The sequence below is a fragment of the Pantoea phytobeneficialis genome, assembly GCF_009728735.1.
Lineage (GTDB): Bacteria > Pseudomonadota > Gammaproteobacteria > Enterobacterales > Enterobacteriaceae > Pantoea > Pantoea phytobeneficialis.
In genome coordinates this window covers 376,988-395,181 of sequence record NZ_CP024636.1, presented here as the reverse complement: position 1 = coordinate 395,181, position 18,194 = coordinate 376,988, and the positions used below count along the sequence as shown (strand labels likewise).

Below are 18,194 nucleotides of genomic sequence, written 5' to 3'. Positions count from 1 at the left end.
AACAGACGGTGAGACATCATGACTCTATCAAGAAGACGTCTTTTGAACTGGATTGTGCCTTCGACACTACTGGCGTTGTTCTCAAACCGCAGTTCTGCATCCAACTCCAGTGATGTCAGGATAAATCACCCTCCCTTACCCGCGACGGCAGCGCCAGACACATTACGTACTGAGATTGGCAAAGAGAATGGATTCGAACTGGTTGGCGGTTTCTTTACCGGCGAAGGCAAGCAAGTGGCGGGCAGTGGAACAACGTCGGTGTTTGACCGGGTCAAGCAACGCGGGCAGTTTGATATCGTACAAGGCGTTTCGGACCCTAAAGGGATCGCTGGCTTAACGTTTGGCGGGCCAGATAACCGGGGGGCGTTAATTATTGATGAACGTGGGCGTCTCCAGACGTATGCCACGAAAGAGGGAAAGCCCACGGCGGCCAGAGTGGCCATCCCGTTCAGTGAACCCTATGGACAAGGTATCGCTGGCTGGAATGGCAGCATATTGCGCTTACCCTTCTCCGGTGCCGAAGATGACACGCTGCATTCCTCGTTAATCTTTCTGCCCAAAGCCGACGGTTCAGCTGACATGTATATTGCCGGACCGGGGCAATATACCGACTACGGCACTCCCTATGCGGGATCGGGCGTGGTTGCTCCGCGTGCCTTAACGGATAAGGATTTAATCGCGCCGTTGAGGAAGGGAAATGTGCAGTCTACAACCTGGCTCAGCCAACCCAGTTGGGTAACGTTATTCACCCTGAAAACCGGTGTAAGAAATTCAGGCCCGAACTTCACCGGATTTTTTATCTCCGGGGGAACCCTGGCAGAGTCAATCTATACCTATCTGATTCAATGCAATGATATTTTTGTCTCATCACTCAATGCCGCGACGGTGAAGCATGTCTTGCGCATCACTAACTTACGCGATCCCTCGGACTACCGACACGACACCGCAAACCTGACGCAATTTGGCTACGTCTACAACACGTCGGACAATACGTTAACGGTCTACGCCAAAATTGCCGCCCGTAACGAAGGTGCGACCTTCATTCCACTTCGCTATGCCGAGGCAGGAAATTCAGGGGAAGAGAAAGTCGTTCTTCATCAAGCGGGCGATGGGCCACTGAACAGAGAGCCTGAAGGTATTGTGTATGTTGAGGAAGAAAATTCTTTAACCTCAAATACCTATATCCCCCTTAATGATGGCCGTGTGGTGAAAACATCCGGGGCAGTAATCCGCATCTCTGACTCCATAGCCGCCGCGACCCGATCGCCGGTGCAGGATGCGTTTAAACAGAACGATGACTTTAGCGCGGTTAATCGAGGTTACGCGCAGTCCGGCAAGTTGACCGCGACAAAAGAAGCGACGGGAAAATATAAGATCATCGGCACATCAATCGTCACGAAAAAATCTTTATGGAAAATCAGTAATCCGGTGATTGCAGGCGGAGCAGGCATCCAGAATCTGGCGGCGACTATCGAGTCTGATTCTTACAACACGATTGTGATTGGTGTCAGGGCGCTGAAATACACCCTGAACGGTTCTGAGGGCACCATAACCGCCGCCCTCGGTGACTACACCGACATTCCGGCTGACAGCTGGGTCGATATCCACACCACGTTGCAATGATCGGGTGCCAGCATAGTAACGCTGGCCCCCTTCCATTAACGCAACGGCACCTCGCGCAATGCCTGGCGAATAAAGCCATTGTTGTGGCTGAGCAGCGCTTGTGCTTCTGCCGCCGGCAAACCGGCGAGTACCATCACAATCGCGGTTTTGCAGTGTCCCTGGCAGGCCGCCAGCGCCTGCTGCGCAGTAGCGTCATCGCATTCGGTTGCCTGTTTAACGATATTAATCTGCCGCTGTACCAGCTTCTGGTTAGTCGCTTCGACATCCACCATCAGGTTGCCGTACACCTTGCCGCTACGGATCATCGCGCCGGTGGTCAACATATTCAGTACCAGCTTTTGCGCTGTGCCCGCTTTCATACGCGAAGAACCGGTGACCACTTCCGGCCCCACCACTGGGGTCAGTGCCACATCGGCCACCTGCGCCATCGCGCTGTTCGGGTTGCAGGTTAAGGCGGCACTAAAAGCTCCCACCTGTTTGGCATAATCGAGGGCGCCCAGCACGTAAGGCGTGCGACCGCTGGCGGCGATGCCTACCAACACATCTTTGCTACTGAACTGGATATCACGCAGATCCTGCGCACCTTGCTCATTATTATCCTCGGCATTTTCCACCGCCTGCAAAATTGCGGTGTGACCTCCGGCGATCAGCCCTACCACCTGGCTGCGCGGGGTGCCAAAGGTAGGTGGGCATTCACTGGCATCGAGGATCCCGAGACGACCTGAGGTACCCGCTCCGCAATAGATGAGACGACCACCCTGACTGAAGGCGGCGGTGATGGCATTCACCACCTCGGCAATCTGAGGCACAATCGCTTCTACCGCCAGCGCCACTTTCTTATCTTCGTCATTGATAACGCGCAGCATCGCTTCCGTCGACAGCTCATCAATCTGTTGGCTGGCCGGGTTACGCCCCTCAGTAATCATCTGGCTGAGATCGATTTTCATACAGGTTCCGCTAAGAGAATAATTTATTCTTGAAACTATATATCAAACTGAATTGTTAATTCACCTGGTGGAAAGGGAAATTTTTCCGTTTTGCCCGGCGCAGGAATAAAAAAACCCGCCAGATGGCGGGTTTATGAGAGGCAGGTTACGCAGCGTTTTGCGTACGTAACTTAAGCTCGTAAGCGGCGGCTTGTTCGGTGTCGAACTGGTTTTCCCAACGGGCGATCACCAGTACCGCCAGCGCGTTACCGATCACGTTCAACGCGGTACGCGCCATATCCATAATACGGTCAACACCGGCAATAAACGCCAGACCTTCCAACGGAATCCCGACACTCCCCAGCGTTGCCAGCAGCACCACGAAAGAGACGCCCGGTACGCCTGCAATCCCTTTGGAGGTCACCATCAACGTCAGCACCAGGATGATTTCATCGGTCAGCGACAGGTCAATGCCATACAACTGAGCAATGAAGATCGCCGCAATGCTCTGGTACAGCGTTGAGCCGTCAAGGTTGAACGAATAACCGGTTGGCACCACAAAGCTGGTGATAGCCTTCGGCGCGCCATAGGCTTCCATCTTCTGCATGATGCGCGGCAACACGGTTTCTGAGCTGGAGGTGGAGTAAGCCAGAATCAGTTCATCTTTCAAAATGCGCATCAGGGTGGTGATACGCAGTTTGCAGAAGCGCGCCACCGCCCCCAGCACCACAAAGGCGAAAAACAGAATCGCCACATACACCAACAACACCAGCTTGGCGAGCGGCCATAGTGAGGCGAAGCCGAAGTTAGCAATGGTGACGGCAATCAACGCAAATACGCCGACCGGTGCGTAACGCATGATCATATGCGTCACTTTAAACATGGTTTCAGAAACCGAACGGAACAGCCCCACCAGCGGATCGCGATGTTCCGCAGGCAGAGACGACAGCCCCAGACCAAACAACACCGAGAAGAAGATAATCGGCAGCATGTCACCCTTCACCAGCGAGGCAAAAATGTTCTGCGGGATCAGTGACAAAATGGTGGTGACCAGGCTGTGCGGTGCACCCTGCACCGCCTGCGTTGTGGCTTCGTATTTAGAGATGTCCACCGTTGCCAGCGTTGACATATCAATGCCGCTGCCGGGTTGGAATACGTTGGCCAGCGTGATGCCGACCACAATGGCAATGGTGGTGATCACTTCAAAATAGACAATGGTTTTGACGCCAATACGTCCGAGTTTTTTCGCATCGCCCACGCCAGCAATGCCGACAATCAATGACGAAACCACAATCGGCACCACAATCATCTTAATCAGATGAATGAAGATGTCGCCCGCCGGGCTGAGAATATTGGTGATTAACCATTCACGATCGTCCGGTTGATTATGCAACACCGTACCGACCACGACGCCCAGAATCAGCGCAATCAATATCTGCCAGGCGAGGCTGAGTTTAAAACCTTTCATAACGCGTTACTTTCCTCAGTTAAAACCCCTTTGCTCTGCTGCGAAGGAGCAGAAGACGAAACACACAGGGAAGTGAGCAAAAGCCCGATAAAATAGAGGGTTATTATGGACTGCATCCGATACTACCTTGCGCACATTTTGCACGCGTCCTGTGATGCAGCCTGAGTGGATACTGGCTTGCCAGGGGCGAGATAAGTACCATTTTCACTACGGTAAATGCAACCCCTGGCGGGTTCGCTTAATTCTTATCCTGCGCTGTAGCATAAAATGCTGATCCGGGGAGAAAACCATAACCCGCTGTTATGAAAAGTTTTAATTCGATAATTTTCCGCATAGCTATGCAAAATCGCGTAAAAAGCAGCCGGGCGCGTTTGCTGATATTTTGTTCAGAAATTTCTCAGAGTTAGCACCTGCTGCGCCTGATGATTCCATGATATTTGCCAAACGAATACCCACAGGCTTAGGCCGTGATCCAGTCTGCAAAACCGAAACAAAGCCGCAGGGCCGGGCTTCAATTAACCATTGATTGACATATGATTAACATCTTCAAGGAGGTCAGCCATGAGCCAAATTCACAAGCATCCCGTTCCTGCTGCGATTGCCGAGAACGCCCTGATTAATGCAGAGCAATATGCAGCGATGTACCAACAGTCGGTTGACGATCCCGAAACCTTTTGGGGCGAGCAAGGCAAAATTCTCGACTGGATTACTCCCTATAGCAAAGTGAAGAACACCTCCTTTGCGCCGGGTAATATCGCCATTCGCTGGTATGAAGATGGCACGCTCAACCTCGCGGCCAACTGCCTTGATCGTCACCTGCAAACCCGTGGCGACCATCCTGCCATCATCTGGGAAGGTGATGACGCCAACGAAAGCAAAACCCTGACTTTCCGTCAGTTACACGCTGAGGTGTGTCGTTTTGCCAACGTGCTCGGCAACCTGGGTGTGAAGAAAGGCGATGTGATCGCCATCTATATGCCAATGGTGCCGGAAGCCGCGATTGCCATGCTGGCCTGCGCGCGCATCGGAGCGGTGCATTCGGTGATTTTTGGCGGTTTCTCACCAGAGGCCGTCGCCGGACGCATCATCGATTCAAACGCCAAATTGGTGATTACCGCCGATGAAGGCATTCGCGCCGGACGCAGCATTGCGCTGAAGAAAAACGTGGATGATGCCCTGAATAACCCGAATGTCACCAGCGTGAAGAACGTGGTGGTATTCCAACGCACCGGTAAAGATACCGGCTGGCGCGAAGGCCGTGACCTGTGGTGGCATGACCTGATGGCAGGTGCCAGCGACCAGCATCAAGCGGTAGCGATGAATGCCGAAGATCCGCTGTTTATTCTCTATACCTCCGGCTCTACCGGTAAGCCAAAAGGCGTGCTGCATACCACCGGGGGCTATCTGGTGTATGCCGCTACCACTTTTAAGTATGTTTTTGATTATCATCCGGAAGACGTTTACTGGTGCACCGCCGATGTCGGCTGGGTTACCGGACACAGCTATCTGATTTATGGTCCACTGGCGTGTGGTGCTACCACGCTGATGTTTGAAGGTGTGCCGAACTGGCCGAAGCCGAGCCGCATGGCGGAAGTGGTCGATAAACACAAAGTGACCCTGCTCTACACCGCCCCCACCGCGATTCGCGCGCTGATGGCCGAAGGCGACAAGGCGATTGAAGGGACTAACCGCAGCAGCCTGCGCATTATGGGTTCGGTGGGTGAGCCGATTAACCCGGAAGCCTGGGAGTGGTACTACAACAAGATTGGTGATGGCCGCTGCCCGATTGTCGATACCTGGTGGCAGACCGAAACCGGTGGTTTCATGATCACCCCACTGCCGGGCGCTATCGAGTTGAAAGCAGGTTCCGCCACTAAACCGTTCTTCGGTGTGCAACCGGCGCTGGTCGATAACGAAGGCAATACCCTGGATGGCGCGACGGAAGGCAACCTGGTGATTATTGATTCATGGCCGGGCCAGGCACGTACCTTGTTTGGCGATCATGAACGTTTCGAGCAGACCTACTTCTCCACCTTCAAGCACCGTTACTTCAGCGGTGACGGCGCACGCCGGGATGAAGATGGTTACTACTGGATCACCGGGCGTGTTGATGACGTGCTGAACGTCTCCGGTCACCGCCTCGGCACCGCAGAAATTGAATCAGCGCTGGTGTCACATCCGAAGATTGCTGAAGCGGCGGTGGTGGGGATTCCACACAGCATTAAAGGTCAGGCGATCTATGCTTACATTACGCTGAATCACGGCGAGGAGCCGTCGCCAGAGCTCTACACCGAAGTACGTAACTGGGTGCGTAAAGAGATTGGCCCGATTGCCACCCCGGACGTGCTGCACTGGACCGACTCGCTGCCGAAAACCCGCTCCGGCAAAATCATGCGCCGTATCCTGCGTAAGATTGCCACCGGTGATACCAGTAATCTGGGCGATACTTCGACGCTGGCCGATCCAGGCGTGGTAGAAAAATTACTGGAAGAGAAACAGTCGATAAAAATGCCGTAAATAGTCATCTGATAAATACGTAGCGGCGCAATTTATCGCGCGCCGTACTGATAATCGCGCCGCTACGAATATAACCCGGCAATGCGGTTCAGCCTGTCCCCACAGGCTCCGCATCGTCAACCCTGCCCTCCGTCGTACTCGTCAACATCGCATTTACTAAATAATTAGAACATTCAGTCAGTTAACATCACTTTCCGGTGAGGTTACTGCCTGCCTTGCCTCTGGAGAAACTGTGATGAACGAAGCCGTAAACCAACAGGAAGCTGTGTGGCAACAAATCGAGAGCAATCCGCGCTTTCAGGAGCTGGTGCATAAACGCCAGTCCTTTGCGCTGGTGCTCAGCCTGATCATGCTGGTGTTATATGTCGGTTTTATCCTGCTGATCGCCTTCGCCCCCGCCTGGCTCGGTACGCCACTCCATCCCGGCACTAACGTCACGCGAGGTATCCCCATCGGCGTCGGCCTGATTGTGATCTCTTTTGTGCTGACGGGAATTTATGTCTGGCGTGCCAACAGTGAATTTGATCGTCTGACCCAACAAATTCTGCGCGAGGTGAAATCATGAAGCGTCTGCTCCCACTGTTCCTCGCCGCCGCCCCCATCAGCGCCTTTGCCGCCGATGCCATTACCGGTGCGGTGCAGAAACAACCCATCAATTACGGCGCCATTATTATGTTTGTGGTGTTCGTCGCCGCGACCCTCGGGATTACGTATTGGGCTTCCAAACGTACCCGTTCTCGCAGCGATTACTATACCGCAGGCGGCAATATCACCGGTTTTCAGAACGGGCTGGCGATGGCAGGCGATTATATGTCCGCAGCCTCGTTTCTCGGCATCTCCGCCCTGGTTTACACCTCCGGTTATGACGGCCTGATCTATTCGCTCGGCTTTCTGGTGGGCTGGCCGATGATCCTGTTTCTGATTGCCGAGCGTTTACGCAACCTTGGTCGCTATACCTTTGCTGACGTGGCCTCCTATCGTCTGGAGCAAAAACCCATTCGCACCCTTTCCGCCTGTGGTTCACTGGTGGTGGTGGCGCTGTATCTGATTGCGCAGATGGTTGGTGCCGGTAAGCTGATTCAGCTCCTGTTCGGCCTCAATTACCATGTCGCGGTCATTCTGGTGGGCATCCTGATGGTGATGTATGTGCTGTTCGGCGGCATGCTGGCGACCACCTGGGTGCAGATTATCAAAGCGGTGCTGCTGCTGTTCGGTGCCACCTTTATGGCTGTCATGGTGATGAAAACCGCAGGTTTCAGCTTCAACACGCTGTTTACTGAAGCGATGGCAGTACACCCGAAAGGCTCAGCCATTATGCAGCCTGGTGGGTTGGTGAAAGATCCGATTTCAGCGCTGTCGCTCGGACTGGCCCTGATGTTTGGTACTGCCGGATTGCCACATATCCTGATGCGCTTCTTTACGGTAGCCGATGCTCGTGAGGCGCGTAAGAGCGTGTTTTGGGCCACCGGCTTTATGGGCTATTTCTACTTCCTGACCTTTATTATCGGCTTCGGCGCGATCTTGCTGGTAGGGGCCAATCCCGCCTTTAAAGATGCCAGCGGCGCGCTGATTGGCGGCACCAATATGGCGGCAGTCCATCTGGCGGATGCAGTGGGTGGCAGCCTGTTCCTTGGCTTTATCTCTGCTGTGGCATTCGCCACCATTCTGGCGGTGGTGGCCGGGTTAACGCTGGCGGGGGCTTCTGCGGTTTCTCATGACCTGTATGCCAGCGTGATCCGCAAAGGCAAGGCCACCGAACGCGAGGAACTGCATGTCTCGAAAGTCACGGTGCTGGTGCTTGGCATCGTAGCGATTGCGTTGGGGATTTTGTTTGAGAAGCAGAATATCGCCTTTATGGTCGGCCTGGCGTTCTCTATCGCGGCCAGCTGTAACTTCCCGATTATTTTGCTGTCGATGTACTGGTCGAAGCTGACCACACGCGGCGCAATGATTGGAGGCTGGCTGGGCTTGCTGACGGCGGTGGTGCTGATGATTCTTGGCCCCACCATCTGGGTGCAGGTATTAGGGCATGCTGCGCCGATCTATCCGTATGAGTATCCGGCGTTGTTCTCAATACTGGCCGCGTTTATCGGCACCTGGCTGTTTTCCATTACCGATCATTCGGAACAGGGGGCCATTGAACGTCAACGCTTCCGTGGACAGTTTATTCGTTCTCAAACCGGTGTGGGGATTTCACAGGGGAAAGCGCACTGACGCCCTCACCCTAGCCCTCTCCCACAAGTGGGAGAGGGAATATATGGTACCCCTCCCTCTCCCTTATGGGAGAGGGAATATATGGTACCCCTCCCTCTCCCTTATGGGAGAGGGAATGGTCCGTGCAAAACTGGCATATCGCACACCGCCCTCTCCCTTATGGGAGAGGGCCGGGGTGCGGGTCACAACGCGCAGATGACTCTAACCGCAGAGGATTAAAAACGCAGTGACGCCCCAACATACGGGCCATCGGCCAGCACGTTGTCTTTACGGCTGCCTTTGTTGTTCAGCTCGATATACTGATAACCCACACGTACGTTCAACAGCGAGATCGGGGTGAAGCTCAGGCCGCCAGACACTTCCTGGTAGCTGTCGAGATGATCAGAGAAGGATTCCGGTGCATAGTAGTAGCCACCATACAGGCCCCACATGCTATTGAAGTTGTACTGCGCACCCGCACCCAGTGCCACGGCAAATCCGTCTTTACCATCTTCCGGGTGGGTAAACAGCGCTTTCGCCGTCGGAGCCAGACGCAGGTTACCAAAATCAACGTTGTAACCCAGACCCAAACCGTAAGTGCTGCCATCATGATCGCTGCGCAGCCAGTTGCCATTAAGGAACAGACCCGGTGAGTTGGTACCGAGGCCAAGGTTGAGGTTGGTGGTGTGTTCACCCACGTCAACACTGCCCTCAATCGCCTGCGCGCCGCTGCTCAGCAGAGCCAGACCCAGTACGCTTCCTGTAACAAGTTGCTTTAACATGTAATTCCACTCCATGAAGGACAATCAATTCGGCGGAAAGGGTAAACAGCCAGGCGGCAGGAAACAACTTTATTTGGCAAGCTTTACGTAAACAGGAATGACAGCAACATGCAAAACGGCCCTTGCGGGCCGTTAATTTGGCAGATTACGCCTGCCACATCAGATGCCCCAGCAAGGGGGCAAGGATCACCGTCACCACACCAGAAAGCATCATCACCAGGCTGGAAACCACCCCTTCCTGCTGACCTATCTGGTAAGCGCGCGCCGTACCAGCACCGTGCGAGGCAGCGCCGAAACCGGCCCCCTTCGCCACACCCTGTTTGATCGCGATACGCAGGAACAGAAAATCCCCTACCGCCATGCCAAACACCCCGGTGATCACCACAAACAGCGCCACCAGATCCGGCTGACCGCCAATCGGTTTCGCCGCCGCCAGTGCAAACGGCGTGGTGATGGAGCGCACGGCCAGGCTGCGCTGAATAGATTCCGGCAGAGTAAGCAAACGCGCCAGCCACACCGAACTGCACACCGACACCAGCGTCGCGGTCGCCACCCCCAAACTGAGCGATAACCAGTGGCGTTTGATAATCTCCTGGTTTTCATACACCGGCACCGCAAAGGCCAGCGTTGCCGGGCCAAGCAGCCACAGCAGCCAGTGGCTTTCGGCGATGTAATCTTTCCAGCTCACATGGGTAATCAGCAGCAGTACCACCAACACCAGCGGCGTCATCACCAACGGCATCAGCAGCAAAGTGCGCCAGCGCTGGTACAAACGTTTGTTGAGGTAATAAACCAGCAGCGTCAGCGCCAGACAAAGCAGGCTAATGATCAGATCATTCATGATGCGCCTGCTTACGCGCTGCACGCGCCATTTCAAAACGGTAAACGCGATCAACCACCAGCGAGGTCGCCGCCAACACCAACAGGGTGCTGATGCCAATCACCAGACAGATGCGCCAACCCTCGCTGCGCAACAAATCGCTGTAGTTCACCACCGCCACCACCGCCGGGACAAAGAATAACAACATCTCGGCCAGCAGCCAGTTAGCGCCCGCCTTCACCCAGCGCAGCGGTATCACGCGCGTGATAATCAACACCAACAACAGCAACATGCCGACGACATTGGCAGGCAGCGGCAAATGCAGCCAACCCACCAGTTTATCGCTGGCGATAAACAATCCCACGTACAGCACCAACTGTAGCGGGACGAAAATACGTTGCAGGATGTCCGTTCTGCGCGGACTCAATGCGAACGCCATTTTCCTCACTCCCCCGTAAATAAATCAGGTGTTCAGTATAAAACGCAGGCAGAGTGTGAAAAAAATGAATTAATATTATTCAAACTATGCCAATCAGGAATACTTCTATGGACGTCCGCGCCCTGCGCTACTTTACCGAAGTGGTGCGCCAACAAAGCTTCACCCGCGCCGCGCAGAAGCTTTACGTCACACAGCCCACCATCAGTAAAATGCTGCGCCAACTGGAAGAGGAGCTGGGCTGCACGCTGCTGCTGCGCGACGGTCGCAAGCTGCATCTTACCGATAGCGGCCAGGCGGTTTATCAGCGTGGGTTGGCGATTTTGCAGGAGTTTCACCAACTGGAAGCTGAGATCGGTGACATCACCCAACTGAAGACCGGCGAGCTGCGGTTGGGCATTCCGCCAATGGTGGGGATGCAAATTGCCGGTTCCATCTCTGCCTTCCGCCGTCGTTATCCGGGTGTGGAACTGAAAATCGCCGAGTTTGGCGGCCTGACGGTGCAGCAGGCGGTGCTGGATGGCAGCCTCGATATCGCGCTGACGGCGCTGCCGGTCGACGCCGATTTGCCACTGAATACACTGGAGTTGATGCACCATCCGTTATGCGTTTTGCTGCCGCGCACCGCGCCCTGGCTCAATCGTACCCATCTGGGGCTGGGTGAGCTGGCGGAACATCCGTTGCTGATTTTCAACGAAGAATTTTCGCTCAATCGCCAGTTAATGAAGGCCTTTCATCGTCTTGGGTTGACGGCAAATATCGCGGTGCGCAGCGGTCAATGGGACTTCCTCGCCGCGATGGTGCAGGCGGAAATGGGGTTGGCGATCCTGCCGGAACCGATTTGCCAACGGCTGGATAAGCAATCACTGCTGTGGCTGCCGCTGGAATCAGAGCTGAAGTGGAGCCTGGGATTGATCTGGCGGGAAGGCAGTTATTTGTCACGTAGCGCTCAGGCGTGGATTGCCTGCTGTCGTGAGCACTGGCCGGATAATGCGCCGCGAATCTCAGTCTGATTCGCGGCGCAGCGGTTACTCTTCTTTCTCGATCAGCAAGGCTTCCAGCAGGTCGAGATCGCGCAACAATTTCTGCATGGTTTCGTTGGAGATTTGCTGGGTGGCGCGCAGGTGATACACCTCGGCGCGCTCGGCGCGGATCGCCGTCAGACGGAAGCGGCGTTCAAGGTTCTCCGCAAACAGCGCCTGCTCCAGCTCCTCTTTCCCGACCACGCGACGGCGCAGATTGCCAATCACCCGCAGGCTGACCTCTTTCAACAGCTCCGGATCGATGTTTTCTTCGGTGTCTTTTTCCAGCCGGGCTTCCATCTTTTGCAGGCTTTCGATCGCCACGCTGGCCATCGCGGCACGCGCGCTTTGAATTTCGCGTCGATGGCCTGCTTTATCGGTGCTCTCCATGCCGCGCAGCAGGATGGGTAACAGCACCACACCAACCAGCAGCGAAAACAGGATCACGCCGGTAGAGAGGAATACCAACTCGTAGCGCGCCGGGAACGGGTCACCGTTGCTGAGGAACAGAGGAATTGACAGCACACCGGCAAGGGTAATCGCCCCGCGCACCCCGGCAAACGAGGCAATCAGCAGTTCGCGCAGGGAGTAGCTGGCAAATTCCAGCGGCTTTTTCTTGAGGAAACGCAGGCTGGCGCGTTTCATCATCCACAGCCAGCCAAAACGCACCACCATCAGCGCGGCATACACCAACACGATGTCGGTGAACAGCATCCACAGCTCGACATTGGGATCGGCGTTGGCCTGTGCCACCGAGGTTTCAATAATGTCCGGCAGTTGCAGGCCGAGCATCAGGAACACCATGCCGTTGAAGACAAATTCCAGCATCTGCCACACGCTGTTGGCGCGTAAACGCATCGCCAGCGGAGCCTGGCGGATGATACCGGAACGGGTGATGGTCATACCGGCCGCCACTGCCGCGAGGATCCCGGAGACACCAAGGTGTTCCGCAATCAGATAGGAGGCAAACGGCAGCAGCAGCAATAACACCGTCTGCGTTGCCGGATCGTCACCGCTCCAGCGACTCAGCAGACGCAGCGAGCGGCCATACAGCCAGCAAACCGCGACCCCGGCCACCAGGCCGCCAACCGCCACTTTGAGGAACTCGACGCTGGCACCGCCCCAGGTGAAGACCATAGTGCCCATCGCCACGGCGACAGCAAACTTGAGAGACACCAGGCCGGATGCGTCGTTCATCAGGGCTTCGCCCTGCACAATCGACATGATTTTTTTCGGGATGCGCCCTTCCCCAACGATACCGGAGAGCGCCACCGCATCGGTCGGTGACAGCACCGCCGCCAGCGCAAAGGCCGGAATCAGCGGGATACCCGGCACCAGCCAGTAAATCAGATAGCCGATACCCACCACGGTGATCAGCACCAGCACCAGCGCCAGTCCGATGATCTCACGACCGTGATGCAGAAATTCGTTAATCGGTGTTTTCCAGCCGTCGGCGAACAGCAAGGGCGGAATAAACAGCACCAGAAACAGTTCGGGATCAAAATCGACATGCAGACCAAAGGTCGGCCAGGCGAGCATTGCACCGGCCGCGATCTGCACCAGCGGCAGCGGGATTTGAAACGGCAAGATACGTGCCGCAACACCAGAGAGTGACACAACCAGTGTCATGATGAGAATGGTAAAGAAGATTTCCATGCTTTCCTTAGGCGAATCATTTTCGTTAAAGCGATGTTTGTTGCGCAGGAAAGTGTAAAACAAAACGCCGCACGACGGGAAAACCCGACGTGCGGCAGTACAAGGAAAGCGAATAATTCGGATTTCAGGAAAATTTCAGGTCAGATGGCCCAGCCACCGGCGTAGAAAGCCACCAATGCCACAGCAATCACCACCGTACCGATATTCAGCTTGCGCCACTCACCGGCAAACAGGCGACCAATCACCAATGCCGCGAAGCCGAGCATAATGCCGGTGACGATGTTGCAGGTCAGCACGATAAACACCGCCGTCAGCAGGCCGGACATGGCATCAACGAAATCATTGAAATCGATTTTCGCCACGTTGCTGAGCATAAGCAGACCGACATACATCAGCGCCGGAGCAGTAGCATACGCCGGCACCAGATACGCCAGCGGCGACATAAACAGAATCACCATGAACAACAGACCCACTACCACCGCCGTCAGACCGGTTTTACCGCCCGCCGCCGTACCGGCCGCCGATTCGATATAGACCGCCGCCGGGGAAGCGCCCAGCAGACCGGCAAACAGGCTGCTGACAGAGTCGGTGGTCAGGGCGCGGCCACCATTGATGATCTGGCCGTATTTATCCAGCAGATTAGCCTGGCCGGCCACCGCCCGGATGGTGCCGGTAGCATCAAACACCGCCGTCATCACCAGCGCCAGCACCGTCGGCAGCACCGCGGGTTTGAGCGCGCCCATGATATCGAGGCTGAACACCAGCGACTGACCGCTGGCATCTTTCAGGCTCGGCATGGCAAACAGCCCCTGATATTTCACTGCCGGATCAAAAATCAGTCCGACAATCGAGATCGCCACAATGGTCAGCAAAATGCCGCCAGGGACACGGCGCTTCTCCAGCCCGAAGATCGCCGCCAGACCCACCAGCGCCATAATCACCGGGAAGGAGGCGAAGTGGCCCAGTTCAACCGGCAAACCCGCCGCCGGGTTTTTCACCACCAGGCCAACGCTGTCAGCCGCGATCAGCAACAGAAACAGGCCAATACCGATGCCGGTACCATGCGCTACGCCCATTGGCAGGTTGCGCAGAATCCATGCTCGGATGCCGGTCACCGAGATCAGGGTGAACAGCAGCCCCATCAGGAACACCGCACCAAGCGCCACCGGCACGCTGATGTGCTGACCTAGCACCAGGCTAAAGGCGGTAAACGCCGTCAGCGAGATAGCGCAGCCAATCGCCATCGGCAGGTTGGCCCACAACCCCATGATGATCGAACCGAAACTCGCCACCAGGCAGGTAGCGACGAATACCGCGGTCGGTGAGAAGCCCGCTTTGCCGAGCATACCCGGTACCACGATGACGGAGTAGACCATCGCCAGGAAGGTGGTTAAGCCCGCCAGCACTTCCTGACGCACGCTACTGCCGCGTGCTGAAATATTGAACCAGCCGTCCAGTTTTCCACTGGCCGGGCGAGATTCGCCAGACATAATTAATCCTCTGAATTTTTGCTGTTGTGAGTGGCCGCACGACTGACGTTTGCCTGCCATCCTGGTGCACGTTTCTCCAACGGAGAAACAACGCAAACGTTTACGTAGTCGCGTATTTCTGGTCGTAAAAGGGGGAACTCAGAAAAAAGGCAAACGATTATCCGGTGATTGGCCTGAGATTTTCAACTGCTAATCTGCATCGATACAGGATAATCCTCATTGCATAACAGAAATGCAACGTAGTTTCGCTGCCCCGGCGTGCGCGAGTTTCAGTGGAACAGACTGGAAATTATAGGAATTTTTATGCGCATTTTTGTTGCGCAACCAAATGATAGCCGGGTTGCGCAACATGATTATTGGCTGAAATTGATCGGGCCACCCTGCTCAATCGCCCGCTGCCAGGCGGCGCGTTGTTCCAGCCCTTCCAGCCAGTGCTGACTGGCAGGCATATCACGCAGGCCGGTACGCGCACGCATCGCCAGCAGCGGAAAACTCATCTGAATATCGGCGATGCTAAAACGATTACCGGCGAAGTAAGGGTGCTGACTCAGGTGCTGTTCAATCACATCCCCATGTAATCTCAACTGCTTGTTCAGCCAGGCTTTCTGGATCCCGGCGCTCAGAGCCTTACCGGCCGGGCGCAACAGCCAGGGCACCGGTTTTTTACCCAACTGCCCGAACACCAGTTTCATCACCAGCAGGGGCATCAACGACCCCTCGGCGTAATGCAGCCAGTAACGCGCCGCAATTTGCGCATCTTCATCGGACAGCTTTAATCGATATTCGGCGTCATATTTGTCGGCCAGATACTCCAGGATTGCGCCAGATTCCGCGATCACGCGATTGCCATCGGTGATCACCGGAGATTTCCCCAACGGATGGACTTTCTTCAACGACTCGGGTGCCAGCAGGGTGCCTTCACGTTGGTAACGTTTGATCTGATAAGGCACTGACAGCTCTTCCAGCAGCCACAGCACCCGATGTGAACGAGAATTTTCAAGATGGTGAACAGTGATCATCATGGCTTCCTGACCAATGGTTGGACCAGCAAGTATAGATGATGTCGCCTCAGCGTTTCTGCTCGTCCTGTTGCGGATCGAGCAAAACCGCCCCTGAACCTTGCTCGCCCAAACGGTCGCCAGGGTTACGCAATGGACAGTCACGCATTGACAGGCAACCACAGCCGATACAGCCATCAAGATCGTTACGCAGCCGCGTCAGGGTTTCGATGCGTTTATCCAGTTCCTCACGCCAGTGCTGCGTCAGCGCATCCCATTCCTGGGTCGACATGCGCTTGTTAGCCGGCACATGCATCAGACTGTCGCTGACCGTGGCGAGGGGAATACCAATGCGCTGCGCAATTTTAATGATCGCCACGCGGCGTAGCACATCACGGCTGTAACGCCGTTGGTTGCCGTTATTACGCGTACTGGAGATCAATCCTTTGGTTTCGTAAAAGTGCAAAGCCGACACCGCCACACCGCTGCGCTTCGCCACTTCACCCGGCGTCAGCACCGGTTTCGGGTAGTTGCGTTCTTTTTTCATTTCGCTCTTTACCTCAAGTTAACTTGAGGAATTATACTCGCTCCCCATTGAAACTTCGAATCTCTACTCAGAAGGATGTGGTTATGATGCAAGAGGAAATCATTCATTCACTGACTCACTGGATCGATCAGAATCTGGATAAAACCCTGTCGATTGATGAAGTAGCGGCGAAATCAGGTTATTCCAAATGGCACCTGCAACGTATGTTCCGTACCGTGACGAAACAAACGCTGGGCGGTTATATCCGCGAACGCCGCTTAACGCTGGCCGCTGAGGCTCTGCGTCAGACACAACGTCCGGTATTTGATATCGCTATGCAGTACGGCTACGACTCACAGCAAACCTTTTCCCGCGTGTTTCGCCGTCAGTTCTCGCAAACGCCCACCGCGTATCGCCATACCATGCGTCGCCAGGCGATGATTCAGCGCCCACGTCTGGTGAGCTTTGATTGCAACGAGAATATGGCCAGCTTTACCCAGCGTACTACCGGCGAGTGCTGCCCGGTTCGCTAACCTTGCCTGCGCGCCCCGCGCGGGCGCTCCCTGCCCTGTCTATTCGTGCGCGATAAATCGCGCCGCTACAAATCCGTGGTAACGCCATAAATTTCCGCACGCTGCCGATACGTGCGCGATAAGTCCGTGGCAACGCCATAAATTTCCTTACGCTGCCGATACGTGCGCGATAAATCCGTGGCTACGCCATAAATTTCCGCATGCTGCCGATACGTGCGCGATAAATCCGTGGCAACGCCATAAATTTCCGCATGCTGCCGATACGTGCGCGATAAATCCGTGGCAACGCCATAAATTTCCGCACGCTGTCGATACGTGCGCGATAAGTCCGTGGCAACGCCATAAATTTCCTTACGCTGCGGATACGTGCGCGATAAGTCCGTGGCAACGCCATAAATTTCCTTACGCTGCCGATACGTGCGCGATAAATCCGTGGCAACGCCATAAATTTCCGCATGCTGCCGATACGTGCGCGATAAATCCGTGGCAACGCCATAAATTTCCGCACGCTGTCGATACGTGCGCGATAAGTCCGTGGCAACGCCATAAATTTCCTTACGCTGCCGATACGTGCGCGATAAGTCCGTGGCAACGCCATAAATTTCCTTACGCTGCCGATACGTGCGCGATAAATCCGTGGCTACGCCATAAATTTCCGCATGCTGTCGTTGCGGCGCGATTTATCGCGCGAATCCTCTACCAGCATCGATAAATTTTTTTCTACCATACCAGGTATAAATTTTGTTCAAACTTTCAAATCGGATGATATAATGTGACCCAAGTCACAGTTTAATGCGTAGTTCGACGGCCTGAAGGGCCTCCCTGACCTTCCTTCTCTGCCGCCAGTGATGTCCGATGAATGTCAGGGATGTTACTGATTCATAGAGGTTCGTTGCAGATGGCTACTTTAACCACCAGTCTTATCGTTATGCGCTGGGAATTGCTGAGCGCAGTAATGATGTTTTTCGCCAGCACCCTGAAAATTCGTTTTCGTCAGAACAGCCACCATGTGATGGCGCTGATGTGCGGCGGAATCGGCCTGGGTATGTCCTGCTGGTTTGTCACTGGCCTGATGGGGATCACCCTCAGTATGGAGAATCTGCATAACTTTATGGAAATCTCCAAAAATGCCTTTGTTGAGGTGATGAGCCAGACGCCTGCTGACTGGCCAATGCCTTGATCGCTACCCATAAAAAACCCCGCG

General features: G+C 55.0%; 17 protein-coding genes. 7 read left to right on the top strand and 10 right to left on the bottom strand.

Annotation, left to right across the window (positions count from 1 at the left end; genetic code table 11):
* Positions 1–42: 42 nt before the first annotated feature.
* Entirely contained in the window at positions 43–1,623 is a 1,581-nt protein-coding gene (locus CTZ24_RS01755; protein WP_244634010.1) for a hypothetical protein, read from the top strand.
* A gap of 35 nt (positions 1,624–1,658) precedes the next feature.
* On the opposite strand, the gene murQ is transcribed toward CTZ24_RS01755, so the two are convergent.
* Entirely contained in the window at positions 1,659–2,570 is a 912-nt protein-coding gene (gene murQ / locus CTZ24_RS01750) for an N-acetylmuramic acid 6-phosphate etherase (protein WP_208724625.1), read from the bottom strand.
* A 145-nt stretch (positions 2,571–2,715) separates the two neighbouring features.
* On the bottom strand, positions 2,716–4,017 hold the full coding sequence (gltP, locus tag CTZ24_RS01745) for a glutamate/aspartate:proton symporter GltP (RefSeq protein ID WP_021184117.1): 1,302 nt from the start codon (positions 4,015–4,017) through the stop codon (positions 2,716–2,718).
* A gap of 561 nt (positions 4,018–4,578) precedes the next feature.
* Here gltP and acs point away from each other — a divergent pair.
* The 3 genes from acs (at position 4,579) to actP (ending at position 8,748) form a co-directional block, all read left to right on the top strand.
* Positions 4,579–6,534: an acetate--CoA ligase gene (gene acs / locus CTZ24_RS01740; RefSeq protein WP_208724624.1), complete on the top strand. Its 1,956-nt coding sequence runs from the start codon at positions 4,579–4,581 to the stop codon at positions 6,532–6,534.
* A gap of 235 nt (positions 6,535–6,769) precedes the next feature.
* Positions 6,770–7,099 carry a DUF485 domain-containing protein gene (locus tag CTZ24_RS01735; protein WP_208724623.1) on the top strand — a complete coding sequence of 110 codons (330 nt, stop codon included), beginning with the start codon at positions 6,770–6,772 and terminating at the stop codon, positions 7,097–7,099.
* Positions 7,096–8,748: a cation/acetate symporter ActP gene (actP, locus tag CTZ24_RS01730; RefSeq protein WP_021184113.1), complete on the top strand. Its 1,653-nt coding sequence runs from the start codon at positions 7,096–7,098 to the stop codon at positions 8,746–8,748. The genes CTZ24_RS01735 and actP overlap by 4 nt, the downstream gene beginning before the upstream one ends.
* Positions 8,749–8,963: 215 nt before the next feature.
* Here actP and CTZ24_RS01725 read toward each other — a convergent pair whose 3' ends face one another.
* The 3 genes from CTZ24_RS01725 to CTZ24_RS01715 all read right to left on the bottom strand — a co-directional run bounded on the left by CTZ24_RS01725 (position 8,964) and on the right by CTZ24_RS01715 (position 10,768).
* Positions 8,964–9,509 carry a YfaZ family outer membrane protein gene (locus CTZ24_RS01725; RefSeq protein ID WP_208724622.1) on the bottom strand — a complete coding sequence of 182 codons (546 nt, stop codon included), beginning with the start codon at positions 9,507–9,509 and terminating at the stop codon, positions 8,964–8,966.
* Between the two features lie 145 nt (positions 9,510–9,654).
* Positions 9,655–10,350, bottom strand: a complete 696-nt coding sequence (locus CTZ24_RS01720; protein ID WP_021184111.1) for an LrgB family protein — start codon at positions 10,348–10,350, stop codon at positions 9,655–9,657.
* A complete protein-coding gene (locus tag CTZ24_RS01715) occupies positions 10,343–10,768 on the bottom strand; it encodes a CidA/LrgA family protein (RefSeq protein WP_208724621.1) in 426 nt (141 codons plus the stop codon). The genes CTZ24_RS01720 and CTZ24_RS01715 overlap by 8 nt, the downstream gene beginning before the upstream one ends.
* A 107-nt stretch (positions 10,769–10,875) precedes the next feature.
* Here CTZ24_RS01715 and CTZ24_RS01710 point away from each other — a divergent pair, with 107 nt between their 5' ends.
* On the top strand, positions 10,876–11,778 hold the full coding sequence (locus tag CTZ24_RS01710; protein WP_021184109.1) for a LysR family transcriptional regulator: 903 nt from the start codon (positions 10,876–10,878) through the stop codon (positions 11,776–11,778).
* A gap of 15 nt (positions 11,779–11,793) precedes the next feature.
* Here CTZ24_RS01710 and CTZ24_RS01705 read toward each other — a convergent pair whose 3' ends face one another.
* The 4 genes from CTZ24_RS01705 to soxR form a co-directional block, all read right to left on the bottom strand.
* Positions 11,794–13,443, bottom strand: coding sequence for a Na+/H+ antiporter (locus tag CTZ24_RS01705; RefSeq protein ID WP_021184108.1), 1,650 nt, complete (start codon positions 13,441–13,443; stop codon positions 11,794–11,796).
* Positions 13,444–13,583: 140 nt separating this feature from the next.
* Positions 13,584–14,933: an NCS2 family permease gene (locus tag CTZ24_RS01700; RefSeq protein ID WP_208724620.1), complete on the bottom strand. Its 1,350-nt coding sequence runs from the start codon at positions 14,931–14,933 to the stop codon at positions 13,584–13,586.
* A 353-nt stretch (positions 14,934–15,286) separates the two neighbouring features.
* Positions 15,287–15,952 carry a glutathione S-transferase family protein gene (locus CTZ24_RS01695; RefSeq protein WP_208725482.1) on the bottom strand — a complete coding sequence of 222 codons (666 nt, stop codon included), beginning with the start codon at positions 15,950–15,952 and terminating at the stop codon, positions 15,287–15,289.
* 49 nt (positions 15,953–16,001) lie between these two features.
* Positions 16,002–16,478, bottom strand: coding sequence for a redox-sensitive transcriptional activator SoxR (gene soxR, locus CTZ24_RS01690; RefSeq protein ID WP_013507513.1), 477 nt, complete (start codon positions 16,476–16,478; stop codon positions 16,002–16,004).
* A gap of 83 nt (positions 16,479–16,561) precedes the next feature.
* On the opposite strand from soxR, the gene soxS reads away from it, so the two are divergent.
* Positions 16,562–16,990 carry a superoxide response transcriptional regulator SoxS gene (gene soxS, locus CTZ24_RS01685; protein ID WP_021184105.1) on the top strand — a complete coding sequence of 143 codons (429 nt, stop codon included), beginning with the start codon at positions 16,562–16,564 and terminating at the stop codon, positions 16,988–16,990.
* A gap of 181 nt (positions 16,991–17,171) precedes the next feature.
* On the opposite strand, the gene CTZ24_RS01680 is transcribed toward soxS, so the two are convergent.
* Positions 17,172–17,588, bottom strand: coding sequence for a hypothetical protein (locus CTZ24_RS01680; protein WP_208724619.1), 417 nt, complete (start codon positions 17,586–17,588; stop codon positions 17,172–17,174).
* 300 nt (positions 17,589–17,888) lie between these two features.
* Between CTZ24_RS01680 and CTZ24_RS01675 the strand changes: the two genes are divergently transcribed.
* Positions 17,889–18,170: a YjcB family protein gene (locus CTZ24_RS01675; protein WP_013507511.1), complete on the top strand. Its 282-nt coding sequence runs from the start codon at positions 17,889–17,891 to the stop codon at positions 18,168–18,170.
* Positions 18,171–18,194: the final 24 nt, after the last annotated feature.

Excerpts from the sequence above, each read along its gene's own strand:
- murQ (WP_208724625.1), bottom strand. The coding sequence starts at position 2,570 with ATGAAAATCGATCTCAGCCAGATGATTACTGAGGGGCGTAACCCGGCC.
- gltP (WP_021184117.1), bottom strand. The coding sequence starts at position 4,017 with ATGAAAGGTTTTAAACTCAGCCTCGCCTGGCAGATATTGATTGCGCTG.
- acs (WP_208724624.1), top strand. The coding sequence starts at position 4,579 with ATGAGCCAAATTCACAAGCATCCCGTTCCTGCTGCGATTGCCGAGAAC.
- CTZ24_RS01735 (WP_208724623.1), top strand. The coding sequence starts at position 6,770 with ATGAACGAAGCCGTAAACCAACAGGAAGCTGTGTGGCAACAAATCGAG.
- actP (WP_021184113.1), top strand. The coding sequence starts at position 7,096 with ATGAAGCGTCTGCTCCCACTGTTCCTCGCCGCCGCCCCCATCAGCGCC.
- CTZ24_RS01725 (WP_208724622.1), bottom strand. The coding sequence starts at position 9,509 with ATGTTAAAGCAACTTGTTACAGGAAGCGTACTGGGTCTGGCTCTGCTG.
- CTZ24_RS01720 (WP_021184111.1), bottom strand. The coding sequence starts at position 10,350 with ATGAATGATCTGATCATTAGCCTGCTTTGTCTGGCGCTGACGCTGCTG.
- CTZ24_RS01715 (WP_208724621.1), bottom strand. The coding sequence starts at position 10,768 with ATGGCGTTCGCATTGAGTCCGCGCAGAACGGACATCCTGCAACGTATT.
- CTZ24_RS01710 (WP_021184109.1), top strand. The coding sequence starts at position 10,876 with ATGGACGTCCGCGCCCTGCGCTACTTTACCGAAGTGGTGCGCCAACAA.
- CTZ24_RS01705 (WP_021184108.1), bottom strand. The coding sequence starts at position 13,443 with ATGGAAATCTTCTTTACCATTCTCATCATGACACTGGTTGTGTCACTC.
- CTZ24_RS01700 (WP_208724620.1), bottom strand. The coding sequence starts at position 14,933 with ATGTCTGGCGAATCTCGCCCGGCCAGTGGAAAACTGGACGGCTGGTTC.
- CTZ24_RS01695 (WP_208725482.1), bottom strand. The coding sequence starts at position 15,952 with ATGATCACTGTTCACCATCTTGAAAATTCTCGTTCACATCGGGTGCTG.
- soxR (WP_013507513.1), bottom strand. The coding sequence starts at position 16,478 with ATGAAAAAAGAACGCAACTACCCGAAACCGGTGCTGACGCCGGGTGAA.
- soxS (WP_021184105.1), top strand. The coding sequence starts at position 16,562 with ATGATGCAAGAGGAAATCATTCATTCACTGACTCACTGGATCGATCAG.
- CTZ24_RS01680 (WP_208724619.1), bottom strand. The coding sequence starts at position 17,588 with ATGGCGTTGCCACGGACTTATCGCGCACGTATCGGCAGCGTAAGGAAA.
- CTZ24_RS01675 (WP_013507511.1), top strand. The coding sequence starts at position 17,889 with ATGGCTACTTTAACCACCAGTCTTATCGTTATGCGCTGGGAATTGCTG.